This window comes from Candidatus Poribacteria bacterium, assembly GCA_026702755.1.
Lineage (GTDB): Bacteria > Poribacteria > WGA-4E > WGA-4E > WGA-3G > WGA-3G.
In genome coordinates, this window is the sequence record JAPPBX010000090.1 from 140902 (window position 1) to 163336 (window position 22435).

A 22435-nucleotide genomic window follows, 5' to 3' on the forward strand; every position below is an offset into this window, starting at 1 on the left:
GACCTTCCAGTCTCAATTCCTCACCTAAAACTTGACATCTAACAAACCTAATGGTATACTCTTAAAAGAATCATATTGAGACTGCCTGCCCTCGCACCAGCGGTTGCCAAGGAGGTCATGACAGATGAAATCTGAAGAGAGAACGAGGCTCACAATAGACAAACTTATTACTTGCGATGCTGAAATTATGAGCGGCACGCCGGTATTCAAAAACACCCGCGTTCCAATAAAAAACCTGATTGACTATTTGGAGACCGGAGAAAGCCTTGATGATTTTCTGGAGGATTTTCCATCTGTCAGTCGTGAGCAAGTGGTACAGACGTTAAAATTAGCGCGGAAGGGACTTTCCATATAGGCTTATGCGGATTCTTCTTGATGAATGCTTGCCGAAAAAATTGAAGGCAGAATCCCTCGACTACATAATTTTCACTGCTAAGAAAGCTGATAGAAGAAATATTGCCTAATCTAACATTTCTGCCCTGAAGTGCCTACTGCAATCCAGATAATGAATTCATAAGTTCTGCCAGTTGCTGCCAAACTTCATCAATCCTAGTTCCCCATTCGTTGATACGTTCATACCATCTCATTATTTGATCGAGTGTTAGTTTGGATTGGATTGTATCTTGATTGTCTATAATTTGCTTCAGGATTTTCATATCCTCAGATTCCATGAGAACCTTTACTTTATAGACAGATTGTTTCATCTCATCTATCCCTAGATCGTCCTTAAGAGTTCTATATAGGTAAAGATGAGTCTCAAGCAGTTCTTCCGAATAGTTTAGACAGTATTCGAGTCCTAGCTTGTTCCTTTCCTCCCACTCATTTGAATATATAAGGGCTTCGGATGCGACTAAATATTGTTTTACTATGTCTGAGTCTAGGTAATTTTCCGTTAGTTTGATGTAAGCCTCTGCGTCTTCTACGGCAGATTCTAAGCCGTTTATGGCTTGTTTCAAACCACTTTTTAATACTTGGTCCAGACACTTTGTCGCTTCCTCACAATACTGTTTGGACAAGGAGGACTTCGCAAGTGACTCTGATGCTTTTAAGTATTGACCTAACTTGTCTAAGGTTATACTGTCTTCTAAAGACAAGCCTGACTGATTCATCTTTCTGATCTCCTTTGCATAAAGTAAACATCAAATCGGTTACTTATGCATATAGACTCTGTAAGGAATAAAAAGGATAGTAAAATTTTCACGATAAAAGACCAAAAGGCTTTGATTTCTGATGGATCTGCTGGTCCCAAACATCTCGCCGCGACAAAATTGTTTCGCATTCACCTAAACCTCCGACTTCTTCCCACCGTGAATGCTCGGCTCTTGGGATAGCATTTTCCGAAGCAGTGCAAGCCCTTCATGTACATCAGGACGCTCCGCCTCCGTAATGCCAAGTACCTCTGATAACAACAACCGATCCAACTTATGACGCGTTGGATCTGTATCCATCTGATGAAAAGCGCGCAGCTCTCTGTCCTTCAACGCGTTAAAAATCTGTTCCGCGTTCACCAATCCATCAGCGGAGAGCCTGCGGACATCCAAAGTCGGCATCGCATCAAAGGCAGCACGACTCATTTTCCCGCGCCCCTGCTGTTGTGTACCGCTATGCATCCAATGCGTAAGCAAGCCAAAAGTTGAATTGCACCACAACGTCCACGCATACTCGTATTTTTCGTCCGTGAAGCAAACGTTAGGGATTAAGGCAATGCCGAGTGCCTTTTCTTCCGTGAACATCACTGCTAACGAATTCGCATTAAACTGCAATTCCATATTATAGTGCGTTCGACTATTCAATTTCAAAATTCGCTGAACTTTTTCGTCCGAATTTGGGCGCGGGCGCGCGTGAGAATCTGGGGCGACAAGCATCGTTCGTTGGGAATCCGAAAGCACATGCCATAAGGCTGGATACTGTGCGGTGTCCGGACAACCTTTTTCTACATCAAACGCTCCTCTACCACCGCCACCGTATATGTCCTTTGGGCCTGCCCCGAGTGTCCCAATTTCTGACGCGGGACAACATGGAAATTCAATAGCGTCTCTCTGACGTGGAAGCCGTATGTATCCGTTCGCGAGATGGTATGCAGCTTGAACGGCAACCATATCTTTCACGCGGGAAACAGCCCAACCCGTATCGCTCAGGACAAGCGGTGCTGAGATAACCTGCCCTATACTCGCATCGCCTATCATGAGGGGATCCCCCCCGGCCAGGCTGTCTCCAAGATGGCGGATGGTCTTAGGTTTCTCACGAATCTGCTTTGCGACTTCCAATGCCTCCAATTCACCCTCAGGAGAGCGCGTCAGACAGACGAACGTTCCGTGCCCTGTGTTCTTACCTACGCCTTTTGTTGCGACAACGAGACACTCTGCCATCCCCGTATCTGCCGAGAACGCGCTTTTCTCGATGCTCGCATCCGCGATCGTGACGACAAGCACATCGCGATATTCTTCTGTCCATAACTTCCGTACCTTGTACCAACTACTGCCAGTGATAGCCGTTGCGGGTAGCACAAATGCCATCTTGCCGTTTCGCTTTAGCATCCTGTCGGCGAGGTCGACGAAGTGTGCCCCCAGCCCTGTGTTATTGCCTGTGAGCTGACATTTCTGAGCTCTGAGCGAATCTCGCATTGCTGCCGCTGCCTTCTTGTCACCGAAAATGCTCTTTGGTACATTTGCGTTATTATCACCTGTTCGGGTATACGGTGGATTCTGGATAACGATGTCAAATTCGCCATGTCTGAATGCATCCCTAAGGTCAGTCGCTTCAGATCCGTGTCCAGCGGCGGTTTCTGTTGTATCTAATGCCAACGGCAGTGTCCCCGCAGGATCACTGAGGAGGTTAAGGGCACCGATAGCGTAAAGTCCATCTGCACGCGGGGTGCCGTAAGGCATTGTGTGGATACGCGTGCCACCGATGCGGACATCAGGATAGGTGCTAGCAATGATAGAGGCGGTCAGGTGTGCTGCGTTCGGTAAGATGTCACACCCAACGAGATTATTCTCCATCATGTACTGATGGATGGTTTTTCCTTCACCGCCTGCCTGCTCGTAAAGCATCAGCAGGCGTTGATAAACACCGTTGAGGAGTGAACCGGTACCGCAAGCGAAGTCCGCGATTTTTAGTTTTTTTGGATCTCCCTTGAGTTCCGGTAACACGAGGGCACAGAGAAGTGCAGAGGATTCGGGACGGGTATAATTCGCCTTGAGGATTTTCCGATTGTCAATGAGTTTCTGGAACACAATTCCAGCGAGTTCATGTTCTTGCGCAAGTCCCATCCTCTCTAATTCACGGGCGGTATCTCGCAGGACACTTAAAATCTCGCCGACGAGTTTGTCGTCGGCTGCGAGCGTCTGAACGAGATTGTAAGCGACGTTAAAAATCGGGGCATAGTTAACCTTTTTAATTTCTCGCCACGCGCGGAGTACTTCGTCTGAATTGAGTTGTCCGTAATCGGCGGTGAGTTCACTGAGCGACGGGACTGCTTCTAAATCTGGTGTGCGGGCAAGGGAACTTTGGAACACAAGAGCGTTGCTGATAATCAGCATCGCCATTTGTGTTGTCTGTTCGCCGGGTTCCTGGACAAGGAGTTCTCCTATCCTTTCACCGATATGCGGTCGGTCTTGAATCGCGCTATTGACAATGACAGCGGCACGGTGAATGCCGTTTTCCAACACCTCGGCGGCTTGCTCAATCTTCGTGATGGGTGTTGACCCGATGCGGATAGCAGTTGCGATGTCGGCAATGCTGCCGTGAAGCCATCCTTTTTTGGGAAATCTGTGAGGTTCGTCAACACTGAGCAGTGCATAAGCGAAATCGTATGACGCTTCTAAATTTTCGCGGATTTCGTCGCGTGGCATCGTGCGGAATCTCTGTGGAAGGCGGATCACTATTGCGCTGGCAATTGTTTCGCCTGTTGTGCGGAGGGTCTTGCCCAAGTAATGTTCGCTTGCCTGTTTTTCACCTGTTTCATTGGGACCGCGTTTGTAGTCGATTTTCACCTCAACTGCCATCGGATATCGCTCAACTGTACGGATGATCACATCGGGTTTCCTCTGATTTTCGAGGAGTGGTTTTGTCGTCTGCTCATAAATGCGCCATGTGGCACTCATCGGCATCAGGATTTCGACGAATAGGGTGGTGATGGTGTCTTCACTGTTGGTGGGTTGTCGGTTCATAGGTTCTCTTATACGAGTAAAAAAGAAATGCAGAGACTTCCTTTCGTAAATTAATGGTTTCAATTGCAATATCAATTCTGCTTAACATTATTATAGCATATCTGGCAAATAGATGTCAATTGAATAGATGGAATTAATACACATGCCGCCCCGCTGGGGCTAAAGATTGTGGTGGTGTGTTTTCTACAAACATACTGAAAAAATACCCAAGCAAGTAAACCCGACAAGACTAAAGAAGTACCGTGTTGGGTTTCAATCCATAGGTATCAATTAGCAGAAGAGGTTTCCTGCACCACAGGAATGACATAACTTCGAATCTGCACGCCGTCCACAACTTCCGTCTGTACGCCCCGTTCTGGCTTCCTGCGATGATCAAAGACGACGTAGTACCCCTCGCTGACTCCTTCCGTTTTGAGATAAGTAGCGAGTTGTTTCTTCCCTGCCTCATAACGGACGTTGCCTCTCCAAATCTTTGTTTCAACAATGTATTTCTGCTGCTTGTGAAGGATAAGGAGATCCATCTTACCCGCGCCTGTTCCGACTTCAAAAGACATGACCCCTCCCACTGCCTTGACAAACGAGTCGAGGTAGGTAAGGAGGAGGTGTCTACCTACATATTCTTGTGGAGTTTCTGGAACCTGTAGAATCTTGAAACCTACGCGTGTGATAAAATCTCGAAAGTTATCAAGGAGGCGGTCGATCTCAAGTTGTCCTCCGGGGGTGAGGTAACTGTGGAATCCGTTGCTATTGTCTTCCGCGAAGTAGTCTCGTTCTAATCCGTTCACGGTTGGCGTGAACGCTTCTATGATGCAATGCAGATAAATCGGGTTAATAATCTCACATTTTCCATCTGTGCCTTTGACGATAACCCCATAAGTGGCGAGTTCACTGATGAGCGGATCACGTGGATTGAAGCGTACCCCCTCCTCGTACGACATGATGTCCATGAGGAGCGTTTCAAAGCGGCGATCCCTGCGGATATTTGTCACGAGGTGTGTCAGGTTGGTATTATCTTCCCCAAGCAGTTGTTCATAAGCTTTTACAAAGTGTGCCATCGTAATGGTGTTCGTTTTGGGAATGTCGAGTTCCTCAGTGAGAATTTGTGCGGTGCGGTTTACAAGAAAGGGTTGCCCGGCGGTCTGTGTGTGAATAGATTTCACGACCTCAGGAACGAAGGCTTGTCCGACTTCTTGGGTATACTGTCCGAAGAGCTCACCTACCTGCTCAAGGGTGAAATTGGGCAAATGAAGTTCATCTTGGATATTAAAGGGTGAGATGGATCGGTCATAATCAAGCTGCATTATACTTTTGACACCGACGATACCGACACTGTGCGGGCATAGAAACATATCAGACAGGTATATGTGACGAAGTGTATAAAGAAAATCACTCACAAGGCTTTGAGGAATGCCATCAAACTCATCAATGAGGAGAACGACCCGCTGCTTACCAAGCAAATTTCCAAGTCGTTCAAAGAACGTCACCATTGAAAAAGCATCTGTCAGTTGTGTGCTCTCTAAAAATTGTGTTAGTGCTGTGGAAGGAACCTCGCCGCGTTCTTGAAAAACAAACTGGATCTGCCAACGCATCATTTGGTAAAGCCGCTCATAAAAAGTGGCAGCAGAAGTGTTACGCTGTATTTGAAAATCTATTTGAATGGGAAAGTAGGTTGGATCCTCGGCTGTGAGCGTAGCGAGTGCCCATCGAAAGAAGGTTGTCTTTCCAGTTTGGCGCGGCGCAAAAAGAACGATGTACCGTCCCTCTTTAATGCGGTTGATGAAGTCTTTAACCTCTGCTGTGCGGGCAACAACATAGTGCTGGTCCGGCCGCACAGTGCCTCGGGTTCCAAATGTTCTCATTTCTCCCTCCTTGTGCTTAACACGCCCGCTATTCATTATACTGCATCCAAAGGCAATTATCTATAACTACCACATCACCGTACCACCGGTGTTGATATCCTGCCCCGTCATGTTAGCGGAATCATCTGAGGCGAGGAACACTGCCAACGCAGCAGCATCCTCAGATCCTGAACCTTTATCGCTATAGCCCTCATCCGAGCACCATCTCCCGGCGATGACGCTCTTCGGGTTCGTCTGTTTATATCGCTCACGCAACGCGTCTTCATCAAAAGGTTTGTTCATGTACTCCGCTCTGCCCCTCGCGAGTTCCAGGCTTCTCTCCAAGTGCCAACCCGGACAGATGGCGTTGACGGTGATATTGTAACGTCCGACATCGGCAGCGAGTGTGCGCGTGAAACCGATAACTCCCATCTTAGAAGTCGCATAAGGTGCCCTATGCGAAAGCGGCTGTTTGCCTGTTCCAGAACTGAAGTTTATGATTTTTCCGTATTCCTTTCGGATCATCTCCGGTAGGACGGCTTTAGAACAGATAAACAACGAATCGAGGTTAACCTCAAGTGTGCGCCGCCATTCCTCCAAAGACATGTCCCAGACATCCTTCGTTGGTCCAGCAATGCCGACAACATTGGCGAGGATATCGACGGTGCCGAATTTCTCGATGGTGGCAGCGACCATCTCATCGACGGGTGCTTCTTGCGAAACATCGGTCTCAAAACAGATGACATCTCCACCAGCGGCTCTAATCTCTGAACCGACCTTTGCCTCTAACGCTTGCACAGGAATAACATCACAGATGGAAACCGCTGCGCCTTCCTTTGCGAATCTCCGCGCGACTGCTTCCGCGTGCCCTCTGGCAGCACCCGTTACGATTGCGACTTTGCCCTCTAATCTGCCCATGAAAAACTTTCCCCTTGTTTGCGAATGAAAATAGACATAGTGTGTTAACAGCATAGCAGAGGAAGTCGCTGGTGTCAATTGTAATTGGAGAATTGGGATTCGGAGATCCCTCCTACAAAGGAGACTTTGACAAATTTCAGTATCTGATATACACTCAAAAGCATGAAAACAGAAACGACACACCACGCACGCGGCACCATCGTCGGGATTACAGGCGGGATTGCCTGCGGAAAAACGACCGTCTCAGATTTGCTCGCTGAAAAGGGCGCGATTCCGATCAATGCAGACGAAATCGGACACCAACTCCTCAAGGCGGACAGTCCTGTTATCAATGAACTTACCAAGGCATTTGGACAGGAGATTCTGGACGCATCTGGAGATGTCAGCAGGAAAAAACTGGGGGCAATTGTTTTCAAGGATAAAGCCGCCCGAGAACGATTGAACAGTATCCTGCATCCGTTGATTATCGAACGTTCACGCGGGCAGGCACGCCAACTCGTCACGGAAGACCCGACGTGCGTCGTGCTACTCGACGCGCCGCTCCTTATCGAAGCCGGTGCTTATGACACCGTTGATCTGATAGTCGTCGTGACGGCATCACCGGAGGCGCAGCTGCGACGCACATTAGAACGCAGTGTCGCGCAAGGGAGACCCCTCACGGAAACCGAGGTTCAGGCACGGATTGATTCACAGATGCCAGTCTCAGAAAAAGTCAAGTATGCGGATGTTGTTATAGAGAATGAAGGGACGCTTGAAGAGCTCTGTATGCAGGTGGATGCGCTTTGGGAGAGACTTCAGGCTAATCCCACATCAGATTGATAGCACTTGCCTTAATGACACAGTAAACCGCTAACCCCTCCGTCAATTGCAACTGTTCCCGCGCTTCGTGTGTGATTTTCACGACAAGGTGATGCCGTTCAACGAGAATAGATACCCATGTTCTTTCGTTCTTGATATCAAGATTCCGAATTTTTCCCGGTAATACGTTACGGGCACTAATCGAGAGATTCGGCTCAAGCGAGATAATAATATCCTCAGCACGGATAGCAACTGGAACGACTTCGCCGACCTCAATATCAATATAAGGTATCATCAGGGATTGACTTCCGATTTCCAACGAAGTCAAACCGCGAGGCTTGTCTGAAGCCGTCACAGGAAGGAACAGAATATTTTCGACCCCAGTCAATTGTGCGATGGGCATTGCGGAAGGCGCAGTTAACAATCGGTGCGGTGCGCCTCTCGCCATAATTTCACCATCAGCGAGCAGGAAGGCTTCGTCAGCGAGTGCCATTGCCTCGGAAAAAACATGGGTAACGTAAAGGATAGGGATCGCAAAGGTTTCTTTAACGTGGTGCAGATACGGTATAATCCGATTTTTCAGTGCACTATCAAGCGAAGCAAGGGGTTCATCCATCAGAAGCATTCGCGGCTCCATAGCGAGTGCGCGCGCGATCGCAACCCGTTGACGTTGACCCCCAGAGAGTTCATTCGGATACCGCTGAAGCAATTCGGTAATTTCAAGTACTTCTATCGCAGCCGATGATTCTCGCGAATTCGGTTGCCCATATCGGATGTTCTGCGCAACCGTGAGATGTGGAAAAAGGTACCCCTCCTGAAAAACATAGCCGAACCGCCGCTTTTCAGGTGGCAGATTAATTTTAGAGGCAGACGCGTAAAGGATCTCGTCTCCAAAAGCGATCTCACCCTCATCCGGTGTCAACGTGCCGCTAACGCAATTGAGAAGCGTGCTTTTACCACTCCCAGATACACCCAAAAACGCCGAAACCTTCGTTTCCAGCGTGCAATTGACATCTAACGTGAAACTACCGAGGCTTTTGCGAAAATCGAGTCTGATTTCGGTGCTATCTGCCACAGTGAACCCTCTTACTCAAATCCGCCGCCATCAAATCCGCCACCGTCGAATCCACCACCGTCATCCACGCTGTCAAATCCATCAGAACCCGCATCTTTAGGTGGATCGTCATCATCATATACCTCACTGAGTATCAAGCCAGTCAAAAGCATATCCTCATAGCCTCCATCAGCATGATCAACAGTATCCGTATTGTCAGTTTGATCTTTTTTGTTTTTATCTGCGTTTTTTTGTGAACGTCGGTATAGATACCAGACGAGCGCACCACAAGCGATTAAGCCTAAAAATATCCACATTTCCAAACCCACTGTTTTTCTCCTTTTTTTCAAATCGAGATCAATACATTATGCACGCCGCTGGCGAGGTTTTAAACCTCGCCAGCAAAGGATGCTGCGTAAGTTCTATTATGTTTAACGGAGCGTGAAACGTTCCGTCAACCAGAGTGCTATGAAGGCAACAACGGTTGAAATAAACACCAATCGATAGACGGAAGCATCTTCTCCGAGATGTACAGCACTGAAAATCGCTAACGCCATCGTTTGGGTTTTGCCCGGAATGTTTCCTGCCACCATGATAGTGGCACCAAACTCACCAAGACTTTTGGAAAAACCGAGGATCGTTCCCCCAACAATTCCGCGATACGCGAGCGGGAACGTTATCGTCCAAAATACCTTCAGTGGTGATGCCCCAAGCGTCCGTGCTGCGTTTTCAAGCTCCAGCGGGACAGATTCCATCCCCGTCACGATACCACGCACTAACAACGGAAATGAGATAATTGAGACCGCAATGATAACAGCCACCTGCGAAAAAACGATCTCTATACCGAAAACTTGATAGATAAATCCACCGATGAATCCGTGCCTGCCGAATAGAATAAGCAGTACATATCCGCTGACGATCGGTGGGAGTACCAACGGACACATCACAAGTGTATTCAGGAACGCCTTACCCGGGAACGTCCGTTTCGCAAGTAGCCAACCCACCAATAGCCCGGGTGGAAACATTATAACAAGACTGAACAGCGCAACTTTAATAGATAAAGAGAGGGCGGCAATTTCGGCGGGGGTTATCCTCATTTTCGTACCAGAAAGGCAAAGCCGTGCTTTTCAAAAATTTCACCGCTCTTCATAGAATGTAGATACGTAATAAATTTACGCGCCAATTGCTTTCGGGGGCTACTCTGCATAACAACAGCCGGGTAGACGATCGGTGTATACGCGTCAGGCGGTAACTGATAAAGCACCTTTATATTCTCAGTCAGTGTCGTATCCGTTTTATATACAATGGCAATATCCACATTTCCAGCAGTGACATAAGCGAGCGTTGCACGCACATCCATACCGAAAATCAACTTTGGGTGTAGGGTCTCCCACAATCCAAAGTGAGTCAAGGCTTCTTTCGCGTAAGTGCCAGCAGGTACTATATTTGGATGCCCGATAGCAATTCTCGAAATCTCAGGCACGGCAAGGTCATCAGGCGTTTCCACAGAAATTTCCGCGGTTTTATCAGCAACAAGCACTAACCGATTGGCTAATAAATCGTGGCGACTTTCGGCTTCAAGCAGCCCACTCGTTTCCAAGGCAACGACTTGGCGAGGACTCGCTGAGATGAAGACATCCGCTGACGCGCCCTTTTCGAGTTGGCGTTGCAACGTCGTAGAGGCTTCAAAATTGTAATAGACCTTAATCCCACTTTCCGCTGTAAACGCTGTCCCAATTTCACCAAGCGCGTCCGTCAAACTGATGGCGGCGAATACGCTTAATTCAATCGGTTTCTGCTTATCTGTCGTACACCCCGAAAGCACGGTGGACACGAACACGAAGCCAATTGCAGTGAGAAATTTAACACTTCGCTGCACTGTTTTCTTCATACACACCCGTTGATTCACAAAAAACTCTTGACAAGGATAACAGATTTGCTAAACTAAGTCAAGTCTGTGCATGAAAATAGGATAGAAGTACTCGGCTTCAAAGTCGTAGGTCGGCGCAAATAGTAACTTTTCTTGCAATCCGTTATAAACCTATGATATTCTATTTATAGAATAATAGATGATAGGGGAAAACAATGAAATTAGGTTTATGCACCATCGCCTTTCAGGAAAAACCTTTGGAAGAGGTTATTGATATAGCGGCGGATCACGGCTTTGATGGTATCGAACTGTGGGGAAAGCCACCGCATCTACCAGAGGACTACGATGAAAGCTATGTCAGAAACGTTAAGGACATGGCACACCGGAAGGGATTAGCGATTTCAGCGTTCGGTTCCTATGTAGACCCGTTGATGCCTCTCCACCAGAAGCACTTTGAGGAAGCCTTTAAAATTGCACATGAATTAGGTACCGACCTCGTCCGGATCTGGTCAGGCGGCGGTCCCTCCAGATCAATTGCGCCATCGGATAAACGCTTGATTCAGTTTCGATTGGTGAGCATCGCACAGTGGGCAAATTTTCGCAGTATCCGACTTGGCTTGGAAATGCACAACAACCAATTCACCGACAGTGTAGACAGCATCTTGGAGACGATTGAAGGCGTTAGATTGCCCGCGCTGAAAACCTATTATCAACCCCTCGCGCGCTCGGATGCCGATGAGCCACACACCGCCGCTGAAAAACTCGCCGAACATATCGCAAACGTCCATGCGCAAAATTTCGACGAGAGTGGTAAAGGATGTCCTATTGCGGACGGCGTGGTGGATTACGCCCGAATCGTTGAGATACTCACTGCCGCGGGATATGACGGATACTTAGAGGTAGAATTCGTTCATGGCGACAACAAATTGGAGGCACTCCAACGCGACCGAGACTACTTAGCGAGTCTGATTAACACAACAAACGGGGACGCTTTGAAAAATTTGGACATGGACCCGGTGTAAAATTAAGAATCGTCTTGCAAGCAAAAGGCACCAGATACTAAAGCCTCAAGGGGTCTCTATGCGGTTAGAGGTAGGCATCATCGCACTGGTAGAAGAGGTCTTTGGAATAGCAGCGGAACGCCGTGCTGAGTTTGACTGGCTCCGCAATAAACCACGACATGAAGATTTTGGTGAATATTACGACGCTGTGATGGCACTCTACATAGAATTAGAAGGCGTATGGGAAAATACAACAGCAAAAACCGACGGTTATCTGACACCTGATGCCTATTTTCCAGAACCGTACCACTTTATCTTTGAATTTGATGAACTTCAACACTTTACGCAATATCGGGAGCAGACCTTTCGATTTTATTCAGAGAACATTCGGCTGGGTTATGAACCACAGAAATATCGCCAGTTCTGCCAACAGCACCACACGGCAGCACTCGCAAAAGGTCCGGATCGGTTTCGACGGCGGACAGCAGACTTCCCGTACACAAATGGTCGCGCAGCGCAGCGCGCTTTCTTTGATACATTTCGGGACTGGTTGCCACCCCTGCACGGTCTTAACCCAACCGTGCGATTAGCCGAATTTGAAGTGAAACCCATTCTCAACGGACAATTAACAGGCGATGCAGCGAAAACTTATATGGAACGCTTACTTTACGAACGCCTCATAAAATCTGCAAATGCCAAAAAACAGTATAAAAGGTAGGACAAATAACGCTACATGAGCAAGCGAAAGCCTAAAAAGGTGAATCTTTCAGAATATCCACTGCTTCAAGTAATAGGACAGACACCGCTCGCGAAAATAGATATCTTTGCTGATGAGTTGCCGAACGTTGACATCTATGCGAAGTTGGAAACCTATAACCCCGGAGGTTCGATTAAGGACCGACCGGTCTTAAGAATACTCACGGAGGCGATCGCGTCGGGAGAACTCACACACGAAAAGGTTATCCTCGACTCCAGTTCCGGCAACGCTGCAATCGCCTATGCCATGATAGGCGCAGCCCTTGGCTACAAAGTTGAACTCGTGATTCCAGACAACGCCAGCGAAGAACGAATAAAACGTATCCAATCACACGGAGCAACCATCATCCACACCGACGCTCTCCTCGGTTACGATGAGGCACTACGGGAAGTTGATCGACGCTATGAAGCACAACCTGACCGCTATTTTTTCAACTCCCAATACGACAATGAAAACAACTGGTTGGCACATTATGAAACCACCGGTGTCGAAATCTGGAACCAAACTGGCGGAAAAGTTACACACTTCGTCGCAGGCGTAGGGACTGGTGGCACCGTTACCGGTGTCGGTAGACGACTCAAAAACTACAATCCAGACATCCAAGTCTGTTCAATTTCACCAGAGGTGTTTCCCGGTATTGAGGGACTCAAACCGCTCGGGGACCCAGACGCTATTGTGCCAGCAATTCTGGACGAATCAGTGATTGATTGTCGCATCCCGACGACGATTGAAAATGCTTACGAAATGTGCAGTCGCCTCGCACAACAGGGTTGGTTCGTCGGGCAATCTTCCGGCGGTTATCTCTACGGCGCATACAAAGTCGCCCAACAAATTCAGGAAGGCGTTATCGTCACAGTCTTCAATGATTTGGGCGAACGTTACTTCAGCACAAGACTTTGGGATTAACCCACGGAGTTCTATGGAAACGACAGTTATTCCGTTTCGCGGCTTACGCTATAACACAGCCAAGGTGGAAAAGATTGAGAATGTCATAGCACCACCTTATGATGTTATTAAACCCGAAGAGCGGCTCGCTTTAGAGGCACACCATCCTGCCAATATCATTCGCTTAATTCTAAGTCAACCCCATAAAGACGACACCGACGGTGCGAATCAGTACACCCGTGCCGCTGTGCTTATGAACCGATGGATTTCAGACGGCACCCTTGTCCGTGACGCAACACCCCGTTATTATATCTATGATCAATCCTTTAATGCCCCAGACGGAAAAAACTATACCCGTCGTGCCTTAATAGGACTCGTGAAACTGGAACCTTTTGAAAACCGAGTGATCCTACCACACGAAAGAACACACGCAGGACCGAAAGCCGATCGACTCAACCTTATGCGGGAGTGCCACGCCAACCTCAGTCCCATCTTCCTCCTTTACGCTGATCCGAATGGGGACATCGAACAGATAATGGAAAGTTTCACCGATGAACATTCACCCGAAATTGACTCTCCAGAAACCTTTGGCAGCACACATCAATTATGGTGTTTAGATGATCCAGAACGGAACCGTGAGATCCAAACCCTTTTCGCTTCAAAACCGCTCCTGATTGCCGATGGACACCATCGTTATGAAACCGCTCTCGCTTTCCAAGATGAAATGGCTCATACCGGGTCATCTGGCTACGGTTATATGATGATGAACCTCGTCAGAATGGAATCACCGGGTTTGGCTGTCTTGGCGATTCATCGGCTGTTGCACAACTTCAGTGAGGATCAGATAGCACGCGTTATCGCGAAACTGCCGCAAGTGTTCGAGGTCCATGAAGTTGACACGCAAGCAGCTCTCATGGCTAAATTAGAAGCGCTGAAAGGGAAATCAGCTGCGGTTGGCATGTACACACCAGACGATACCTACCGTCTGCTGATTCCATACGCAACAACACCGAAGCAATTAGACGTAACGCTCGTTCAAGAAGTGCTTATTAAAGATCTATTTCAGATTGAAACCGCAGCGGAGCATCTCAGTTACACCGCTTACGCGGACGATGCCGTTGCGCACGTGAAAGGTGGATCGGACCGCGTCGCGCTCCTGATGAATCCAACGCCGGTTGAACAGGTCTTGGAGGTGGCTATGGCAGGTTCGACAATGCCACAGAAATCCACTTACTTCTATCCAAAGATGGCAACTGGGTTCGTTTTAAACCTGTTGAATACGTAATACGGAATAACTTTTGAAGGTGAGATGATGTACTACGAACAGGAACGAGATACTTTAGCATTTTCGCACCAACTCTATGCCGAGACACCTCGCCAACTCGCATTTCAGGCGACGAGTGTGTCAGAAATAGAGGTATGGCAGCGCGAACTGCGGGCAAAACTCATCGAATTAGTTGGTGGTTTTCCGCAGGAAACCTGCGACCTACAATCGGAAGTTCTGGACGCTTGTGAATTTCCAACCTATTTTCGTGAGACGGTGCAGTTTCAGAGTCGTCCACACGCTGCTATTTTCGGGTACTTCCTTTCCCCGAAGGGTCTCGATGCTTCAACCCCAAATCCGACGATCCTCTGCTTAGCAGGTCACGGACGCGGCGTGGATGACATCGTTGGAATTGAGGAAGATGGCACCATGCGCGCAGAATATGGTGGCTATCAGAACGACTTTGCACTCCAATGCGTGGCAAACGGATATACTGTACTCGCCATTGAACAGTTCGGGTTTGGACACCGACGCGATGCCGCTGCGCATCAAAAAGGCGGTGGAAACTCTTCATGCCAACCGAGTGCGGGTGCCGCACTTCTGTTAGGACACACGATGGTAGGTTGGAGGGTTTACGATGCGATGCGCGCCTTTGATTATTTGGCAACGCGCCCTGAGGTCGATATGAACCGCCTCGGCATAATGGGCATCTCTGGCGGCGGCACGACAACCTTCTTCACCGCTGCAATTGATGAACGCGTCAAAGCGGCAGTCGTAAGCGGTTATTTCAACACATTTCGGGATAGCATCTTGAGCCTCAGCCATTGTATAGACAACTACATACCAAATGTGCTACAATATGCCGAGATGTACGACATTGCGGGATTAATTGCGCCACGTGCGATGTTCGTTGAATCTGGCACGGAAGATACGATTTTTCCCATTGAAGCCACGCGCTTTGCTGTTAACGAGGCAAAAGCAATTTACAAATGCTTTGATGCAGAGGACAAATTAGGACTTGAGGTATTTGAGGCAGGGCATAGTTTCCACGGTGTCGGCGCATTTGAATTTCTCAAACAGGTCCTATAATACTACACGTCGCTGGCGAGGTTTGAAACCTCGCCAGCGAGGAAGCTGCGTAAGTCCTACAAAAAAGGGGAATAGAGTGGCAATTGAACTGTTTTCGATCGGGACAGAGTTAGTCCTTGGGCAGATTCAGGATACCAACGCCCACTGGATTGCACAGCAAATTCTTCAGATCGGTGGTGAATTACGACGCGTCACGATGCTACGCGATAACGCCGATGAGATGTACGAGGCACTCGATTCGGCAGTAGAACGGGAAACATCGCTTATTCTCACAACAGGCGGTCTCGGACCGACCCCCGACGATATGACGGTCGAGGTGGTTGCTTCCCTTATCGGCACAAAAATTGTGGTGAGCGAAGAGACCATCGCCGAATTTCGGAAACGCCGCGAGATGTCCGAGAACGACGCACTCAGCGAGGCACTCACAAAAATGGCGACTGTACCGGAAAGTGCTACCGTTTTGCAGAATCCAGCAGGATGGGCACCCTGCGTCAGCGTTGAACATAAGGAATCGACGCTCATGATGATGCCCGGTCCACCGCGCGAGATGAAAGCGGTTTTTGAAACCCACATTCAACCCTTGATTGCTGAACGCTACCGTGCAGAGATTACCACAACGCGTGTCTATGTAAGTATGTTTGAAGCCGAAGTTTCACCACTGATGCAGAAGGTGATGGAACGCCACCCGGATGTCTATCTAAAGGCGTATGTCTCTCTCCGTAAAGCGGACGGAAGCACAATGCCGGTTGACCTCGTTTCAACAAGTACCGACAAAGCAGATGCCGAAACGCAACTGCAACTTGCCGCGGACTATTTTCAAGAACTTGTTGTTGAAGCGGGGAAACGTTTTAGTTTTGAAGATGAATAAGTAGGCGGACTTCCTAAGTGCGCCAATCCGTGGATGCTTTACCGTATGCTGTAGTGCGAAGCATCCACCCATTACACCTATAGAAAAGGAGATTTATACCGTGAATCGGAGACCTTCAGGAAATAAACGAAAGCCGCAGCAGCGATATGGCAACCCCGGTCGCTCGAAAAAGAAGTCGAAACCCAAAAAGCGTCGGGAGGCTGATGCTAACCTTGATACGGAAATCCAAGTCGAAGACCAAGAGCAAACGCCCTCTAAAAACGATAAAATAGAGGTTGAAGGCACTGTCGTGGAACCCTTACCCAATGCGATGTTCCGTGTAGAATTGGACAATAAGCATCAGATTCTCGCACATATCTCCGGTAGAATGCGAAAGTTCTTTATCAAAATTTTGCCGGGTGATAAGGTAACTGTGGAGCTATCCCCCTACGATCTCACGCGGGGACGTATTACCTACCGAAAAAAGTAGTTTCCAAACTGACTTACTGGGCGCGGTTTTTGACCGCGCATCGGTCCAGATCCTTGCGGGAATACTTTTAAAGCACGCACCTGTTTAGAGAACAAAACGTTTTTACCACGCTATGGAAAATTCCTATGAAACCTGCTGCCTTAGTTCACATCAATACCAATGATGAAAAGGAAACAGCGCGGCTACTGAAGGCTATTGAAGCGACACAGGCGCAGGTAGAGGAACTCACAATAGCAATTGAGACACTCAAGTCAGAAGTCAACCTGTTTGAACGACGCTATAATGCCCATATCAGTCGTCACTATCTTGAACTTGATAAAGTCGAACTCGAAATGAAAGAGTATCGCCTCCGACTACAGTTACGTCGGGAAAACGTGAGTGAGGAGGAGATAGAAGCACGGGTAGAATCGTGTTTTAGAACGAGCCGCGCACGTGTTGACGCATACAAGGAAATAGAGGAATCAGAACCAACACCTCAAGCGGAGAAACTTCCTGACACCAAAGCGAAACATCTCCAAGACCTCTACCGTAAACTCGCCAAGCGGTATCATCCCGACAAGGCTGTAGACTCGAAGAAAGAGGAACGACGAGAACAATTAATGCCGCTGATTAACCGAGCCTATAATGAACAAGACATCGAAATCTTAGAGCGGTTGAGCCTCGGCGAAACAGCGTTACATGTCTCCGAAAAAACGGTCGTTGAAAAACGCGCAGCACTACAAGCAGAACTGCGAAGCCTTAACCGCGCAGCCAGTCAATTGCGATTAGAGATAAATCGAGTTAAAACGGGACGGAGCTATCAACTTAAGCAACAGGTCGAAAACGCGAAAGAGGCCGGAACAGACCTGCTTACGACACTCGCCAAAGACTTAGAACGAAAAATCAAGGCAAGTCGCGGGCAACTGGCACATCTGATGAATATATGGCACCGTTCACACTCAGCTTAACACATTCCAAAAAACTCGTAAGTGCGATTTCTCGGCACATATATCATAAATTTCTCAAAAGGAATTAATCATGCAACTCAAAGATAAAGTCGCTATTGTCACCGGTGGGGGACGAGGCATCGGCAGAGCCATCGCCGTTGCCTATGCCGCGGAAGGTGCGCGGGTTGTTATTGCAGCGCGAAGCACCGCACAACTTGACGAAGTTGCCGCCGAAATAACCGAACAAGGCGGAGAAGTCCTTACCGTGCCAACCGACTTACGAGTCCGGACAGAAGTGGAAAACCTTATTCAGCAAACCGTTGACAAGTTCAGTCGAATAGATATCCTTGTCAACAACGCAGGTATCAACCCAAGAGGTCCGTTTCTGGAGAGCACAGATGAAGAGTGGGAACAGGGGTGGCAAATCAATGTCATGGGCGTTGTGCATTGTTGTCGTGCGGCGTTGCCAATCATGCAGCAACAGGGAAGTGGGAACATCATCAACGTCGGTTCCGGTATGGGACAGGTTGGACGTTCAAACCTCAGCGTCTATTGCGCCTCTAAAGCGGCACTGCACGGGTTGACACAATCAATCGCTGAAGAGGTTTGGGAGGACGGTATTATCGCCAACGTTCTTATCCCTGGCCCGGTGAAAACAGAACTTTCAAAACCTGCGTGGGAGAATTCGGGAACCTTCAGAGCGCAAAGCGATCCGTGGAAGGAACCGGAACAAGTGGTCGCCTCCGCGCTTTTCCTTGCGACGCAACCACCCACCAGCGGCATGACGGGCCAGATCCTCAGCATCATGCGCCGAAACAGCCCGTGAAGCACAAAAATGAAGCGATATTTTAGAGCGGAAACGTGATACGTCGTCCCTCCTGGGCAGAGCGATATGCTCCCAAAATCATCTCCACCGAAACGCGTCCATCCTCCACTGTGACATCAGGTTCTGTCCCGTTCTTCAGGCAGTCGATAAATGGGCGCGGTACACCGCCAATTCGTTCCCCGTGGCCATCTGGAATAGGGATACCAAGGTCTTTCCATGAGGGTTCGTCTCGTGTATACAACTTCAGCGCAACTGCATCTGCCGGACGAGGGATATTGCACGAAGGTGCGTCGCCATAGTTCTGAATTACCACACCTTCATCGCCGTAGATTTCAGTTGTATTCTCACCAGCGAGTGTCACAGATGTGTTCAGTAGAATCGCCATCTCTCCACCCGCAAACCGATAGACCGCCAACCCCGTGTCATCGGGTGCGACATCCGTCAAAATGTTATCAATCTCGGCAATAACGCTCGTCGGTTTACCGAGCATCCAGTGGATAAAATCGGTTGCGTGAGAGGCATCGTCCATGAACATCCCCATGTTCTTCTCTGGATCGATATGCCAACGACTGGGTCCCGTCACAAAGGCTTCGCTAAATAAGGCGTTGATACAGTGCCGACGACGTAGCACCCCAACTTTACCCAAAACACCGCTATCAATCAGTTCTTTCATCGCGATGTTTGCCGGATCGCGCCGCATCTGATAACCCATCATAAATTTCACACCCGTTTTCTCGACGACCTCAGCAATCCGATCGCAATCTTCTAACGTGAGTGCCATCGGTTTTTGGCAGAGGATGTGCTTCCCCTCGGACGCTGCTGCCGCCACCATCTCCGCGTGCCGATTCGTTTCACACGTCACAATAACGGCGTGAATATCGGGGTGGTTGACAACATCTTCGAGATGCGGTGAGTAATGCATGCCGTATTGTGTCGCGGCGGCTTCGCCGCGTTCAGCGTTATCGTCCCAACACGCAACGAGTTCAACATCGTCAAACGTTTGCATCTGGCTGCAGTATGCGTTCGCGTGCCCATGCGCAAAACTTATGATGCCGATACCAATCTTTGTTTTCATATATTAATCTATCCAATCTGTGAGTATCTGTTGTGAATCTATTTCCGGGTTGAAGGTTTGTAATCCCTCAGCGTGGGCAGCTCTGAGAAGTCGCTGATCTGATGCGACGAGTACCAACGTATTTCCCGTGTCGCGAAGTTCTGCTGCTATTTCCAACGCGGAGCACAACACTATTGCATCGACACTATTGAGAGAATGCGTTTCAATCAAACGCATTACGTCCCAGATAACCGAATCTGGCGTTGAAATTGTTTAAAAGTCTGATTGACTATTGATCACCTCATGTCTTAAGTGGGTAACAGCCCTTTCAAATTGATGACTTGTGATGCGACCATCGTTTCGTTTGCGGACACAGATCCAAAAGACTTCCATCGCGCCAATTGTCAAGCACGATAAATGTGCCAAAGGGACATTGCGAAAAAGAAAAAGCATTTTATCGCTACCGGATTCGCGAGTATACCTTTTAACAAGCGCACTCACATCGAAATAGAAATAGTACAAGATTATTTCTCCCGTTCTGCGATAATTGCGCGGCTAAACTCATTGTCCTCAGCACGAATACCGTGTTGTCTCATACTTTCATGAAGTTCTTCAATAGAACCGGGATCAAAATCAGGCGGAATCCCCATTTGTTCAAATAGTTTGTCCAAGATTTCCTCGGTAATATGTGCATCTCGCTTGCTGTTTTTGAGTGCCTCAGCTCCCCTCATCTTTGCTCTTGCCTCGGGACCCATTGGAACATCCGGCACCGGTTTTTCAACAAGCGCGGAGAGTTTCTGATTCATCTCTGCGACGGTTTTCTCTAATCTATCCAAACGTTGGGTAATAGTTTCGAGCATCTCTTTTTCCATCGTAAAACCTCCTATATCTTTTTATATTGTCTGTTATAAGAATACCACAAAAGCCTTCGGATATCCTGCTAACACATCTTCACTTTTCCAAAACAATCCTAACCTCCGTATTCACGCCGTGCTCATCAAAATTTACTTCAGCAGAAATCGGACCGAGAGACTCTAACGGAAATAGGTTCTCTGTGATATGCTGCGTTACTATGGTATCCAATTTCTGTCCTGAAAGAGAGGCAAGCGTTGTTGCGATAGGGAGGAAGCGTTTCAATTCTGGCACAAGCAGATCCGGCTGAATAAATGCCTGAACACCATTCGTATCTACGTTGAATGTTAGGTCGTTCAAAGCGGGTGTGTTACCCATAGTCGTATCAATCACAGATTTTAACCCAGCAAGCGTTGTACTGAAGACGAAATAATTATCGACGATTGCATAGCCGCCTGTAATTGCCAATAGAAAATTGAGGCGGAGTTGCACGGGTTGCAGTGCGATACCTTTGTAATCCTGCGGTTCAAGGAATTCAAGCGGTTTACCTACAACAGAAATCTTTCCGTCCCTCACGATTCCCAAAACAGCGTTTAATGCATCGGGAGCCTTGGCATGAGCAGCCAAAATCAATGAAGGCATTACCGATGCTTGACTGGCTTCAGGGGCAACTAACAGGACAGTTAAGTCGGTGCCCAAAACTTGGGAAAGACCTACATCACCAAAGAGTTCCTTCATCTGATTTGGAACGGGAAGTGTCGTAGCAAAGGCGGTTCGCTCTGGAAACGTAAGGAATGGTTTCGTGTTTTCTCTAACTGGAACGGCGCGCGGGTTCGGGTTTGCTTCCGTGCGGAGCTGATGTCGTGAAAGAATCACACCATCTTCATATCGGTTGCGGAACGTCCAGAACTGCATATCCCCAAGCAATCCATAAATTTGCTTAACCAACACATGAGCATCCACATTCTCTAACAGATGTCCCAACCTCTGCACATCCGCATACCCAGTACTTTTGTCCTTAAGATAACCTTCCTGTATATCCGCCGCCATTGGGTGTTCGGCGAGAAATCCTTGCTTCTCTGGTGCAGTTTTTCCGCTGGAAAGACCGGTATAGATGTCAAGCGTCTCTACTAATAGCAGCGGATCGAGGCTTAACATGCCAATTTTCCCGATGAAGGTATAACTAAAGGCGCGTGGATACCCTATAATGGTATTAATCGTGAAGTCGCCGTAATCGGTTTGGATGCGTTCGTATTTTGGATTGATTGCATCCGTCGCCGTAATCGCCTCAATGCTCAGTTTCTCCTTGCCTCCCATTGCACTAATGAGCAGAAAGGAAAACTCACCCTCACGCTGATAGATAGCGAGAATAGTTTCCTCCCCAAAATAGCCGGTGATCGTCTTGAGGTCAAGTTCAGCACCCATCTCGTATTCCCACAACTGCTTCTGATAGACCAGCTCCTTCCACCATCGCTCCTTTTTAATTTCAGCGAGAATCGGCATCTTAGCCGTCTGTTTTCCGAATTCACTACGATTGAAAGTTTCCACCAAACCTTTCAACTCCTTGAGCGTCAGATAACAGATTGGAGATTTCGGGAGTAGTGTGATAAGATGCTGTTCCGGTTCCCACAACGCGCGCTGGTGATAGATAATGGATAGCAAAATGATAACCCCAATAAGAACGATTAGAGAAATAAAAATGATTTTTTTAGATTTGTTCAGAGGCATCGGCTTTTGAGACCTTTGTCATGATACGGAGATTTCCGTGAGTGGTAAGTTTTACTAAATAGCACC

Annotated in this window: 23 protein-coding genes; 11 read left to right on the forward strand and 12 right to left on the reverse strand. The window is 48.1% G+C overall.

The annotated features are described in order from the left end of the window. Positions 1-124: 124 nt before the first annotated feature. Positions 125-355, forward strand: a complete 231-nt coding sequence (locus tag OXH39_17705; GenBank protein MCY3552300.1) for a DUF433 domain-containing protein — start codon at positions 125-127, stop codon at positions 353-355. A 133-nt stretch (positions 356-488) separates the two neighbouring features. Here the strand turns inward: OXH39_17705 and OXH39_17710 are convergent, their stop codons facing one another. The 4 genes from OXH39_17710 to OXH39_17725 form a co-directional block, all read right to left on the reverse strand. Continuing rightward, positions 489-1109, reverse strand: a complete 621-nt coding sequence (locus OXH39_17710; protein ID MCY3552301.1) for a hypothetical protein — start codon at positions 1107-1109, stop codon at positions 489-491. Between the two features lie 174 nt (positions 1110-1283). Beyond that, on the reverse strand, positions 1284-4172 hold the full coding sequence (locus tag OXH39_17715; GenBank protein ID MCY3552302.1) for a hypothetical protein: 2889 nt from the start codon (positions 4170-4172) through the stop codon (positions 1284-1286). Positions 4173-4438: 266 nt separating this feature from the next. After that, a complete protein-coding gene (locus tag OXH39_17720; protein ID MCY3552303.1) occupies positions 4439-6031 on the reverse strand; it encodes an AAA-like domain-containing protein in 1593 nt (530 codons plus the stop codon). A gap of 66 nt (positions 6032-6097) precedes the next feature. Next, positions 6098-6928, reverse strand: a complete 831-nt coding sequence (locus OXH39_17725; GenBank protein MCY3552304.1) for an SDR family NAD(P)-dependent oxidoreductase — start codon at positions 6926-6928, stop codon at positions 6098-6100. A gap of 162 nt (positions 6929-7090) precedes the next feature. On the opposite strand from OXH39_17725, the gene coaE reads away from it, so the two are divergent. Continuing rightward, the gene (coaE, locus tag OXH39_17730; protein MCY3552305.1) at positions 7091-7747 is read left to right on the forward strand and encodes a dephospho-CoA kinase; all 657 of its coding nucleotides are present in this window, start codon (positions 7091-7093) and stop codon (positions 7745-7747) included. On the opposite strand, the gene modC is transcribed toward coaE, so the two are convergent. From modC to modA, 4 genes are all read right to left on the reverse strand, one after another. Beyond that, entirely contained in the window at positions 7728-8801 is a 1074-nt protein-coding gene (modC, locus tag OXH39_17735) for a molybdenum ABC transporter ATP-binding protein (GenBank protein MCY3552306.1), read from the reverse strand. The genes coaE and modC overlap by 20 nt on opposite strands. An 11-nt stretch (positions 8802-8812) precedes the next feature. Next, a complete protein-coding gene (locus tag OXH39_17740) occupies positions 8813-9109 on the reverse strand; it encodes a hypothetical protein (GenBank protein ID MCY3552307.1) in 297 nt (98 codons plus the stop codon). Positions 9110-9211: 102 nt separating this feature from the next. Then, on the reverse strand, positions 9212-9877 hold the full coding sequence (modB, locus tag OXH39_17745; GenBank protein ID MCY3552308.1) for a molybdate ABC transporter permease subunit: 666 nt from the start codon (positions 9875-9877) through the stop codon (positions 9212-9214). After that, a complete protein-coding gene (gene modA / locus OXH39_17750) occupies positions 9874-10671 on the reverse strand; it encodes a molybdate ABC transporter substrate-binding protein (protein ID MCY3552309.1) in 798 nt (265 codons plus the stop codon). The genes modB and modA overlap by 4 nt, the downstream gene beginning before the upstream one ends. A gap of 194 nt (positions 10672-10865) precedes the next feature. Between modA and OXH39_17755 the strand changes: the two genes are divergently transcribed. The 9 genes from OXH39_17755 to OXH39_17795 all read left to right on the forward strand — a co-directional run bounded on the left by OXH39_17755 (position 10866) and on the right by OXH39_17795 (position 18735). Beyond that, positions 10866-11672: a sugar phosphate isomerase/epimerase gene (locus OXH39_17755; GenBank protein ID MCY3552310.1), complete on the forward strand. Its 807-nt coding sequence runs from the start codon at positions 10866-10868 to the stop codon at positions 11670-11672. A 58-nt stretch (positions 11673-11730) separates the two neighbouring features. Next, positions 11731-12369 carry a hypothetical protein gene (locus tag OXH39_17760; protein MCY3552311.1) on the forward strand — a complete coding sequence of 213 codons (639 nt, stop codon included), beginning with the start codon at positions 11731-11733 and terminating at the stop codon, positions 12367-12369. A 15-nt stretch (positions 12370-12384) separates the two neighbouring features. Beyond that, positions 12385-13314, forward strand: coding sequence for a cysteine synthase family protein (locus tag OXH39_17765; GenBank protein ID MCY3552312.1), 930 nt, complete (start codon positions 12385-12387; stop codon positions 13312-13314). Positions 13315-13327: 13 nt separating this feature from the next. Continuing rightward, a complete protein-coding gene (locus tag OXH39_17770; GenBank protein ID MCY3552313.1) occupies positions 13328-14578 on the forward strand; it encodes a DUF1015 domain-containing protein in 1251 nt (416 codons plus the stop codon). A 24-nt stretch (positions 14579-14602) separates the two neighbouring features. Next, a complete protein-coding gene (locus tag OXH39_17775) occupies positions 14603-15646 on the forward strand; it encodes a prolyl oligopeptidase family serine peptidase (protein ID MCY3552314.1) in 1044 nt (347 codons plus the stop codon). A 76-nt stretch (positions 15647-15722) separates the two neighbouring features. Further along, the gene (locus OXH39_17780) at positions 15723-16514 is read left to right on the forward strand and encodes a molybdopterin-binding protein (GenBank protein MCY3552315.1); all 792 of its coding nucleotides are present in this window, start codon (positions 15723-15725) and stop codon (positions 16512-16514) included. A 223-nt stretch (positions 16515-16737) separates the two neighbouring features. Then, a complete protein-coding gene (gene infA, locus OXH39_17785) occupies positions 16738-16983 on the forward strand; it encodes a translation initiation factor IF-1 (protein MCY3552316.1) in 246 nt (81 codons plus the stop codon). Positions 16984-17108: 125 nt separating this feature from the next. Beyond that, positions 17109-17930 carry a hypothetical protein gene (locus OXH39_17790; protein MCY3552317.1) on the forward strand — a complete coding sequence of 274 codons (822 nt, stop codon included), beginning with the start codon at positions 17109-17111 and terminating at the stop codon, positions 17928-17930. Between the two features lie 70 nt (positions 17931-18000). Then, entirely contained in the window at positions 18001-18735 is a 735-nt protein-coding gene (locus OXH39_17795) for an SDR family NAD(P)-dependent oxidoreductase (GenBank protein ID MCY3552318.1), read from the forward strand. Between the two features lie 22 nt (positions 18736-18757). Here the strand turns inward: OXH39_17795 and OXH39_17800 are convergent, their stop codons facing one another. The 4 genes from OXH39_17800 to OXH39_17815 all read right to left on the reverse strand — a co-directional run bounded on the left by OXH39_17800 (position 18758) and on the right by OXH39_17815 (position 22303). Next, a complete protein-coding gene (locus OXH39_17800) occupies positions 18758-19810 on the reverse strand; it encodes a Gfo/Idh/MocA family oxidoreductase (protein MCY3552319.1) in 1053 nt (350 codons plus the stop codon). 3 nt (positions 19811-19813) lie between these two features. Further along, on the reverse strand, positions 19814-20026 hold the full coding sequence (locus OXH39_17805) for a hypothetical protein (GenBank protein ID MCY3552320.1): 213 nt from the start codon (positions 20024-20026) through the stop codon (positions 19814-19816). Positions 20027-20313: 287 nt separating this feature from the next. Continuing rightward, a complete protein-coding gene (locus OXH39_17810; protein ID MCY3552321.1) occupies positions 20314-20661 on the reverse strand; it encodes a hypothetical protein in 348 nt (115 codons plus the stop codon). 79 nt (positions 20662-20740) lie between these two features. Beyond that, the gene (locus tag OXH39_17815; GenBank protein MCY3552322.1) at positions 20741-22303 is read right to left on the reverse strand and encodes a hypothetical protein; all 1563 of its coding nucleotides are present in this window, start codon (positions 22301-22303) and stop codon (positions 20741-20743) included. Positions 22304-22435 lie beyond the last annotated feature (132 nt).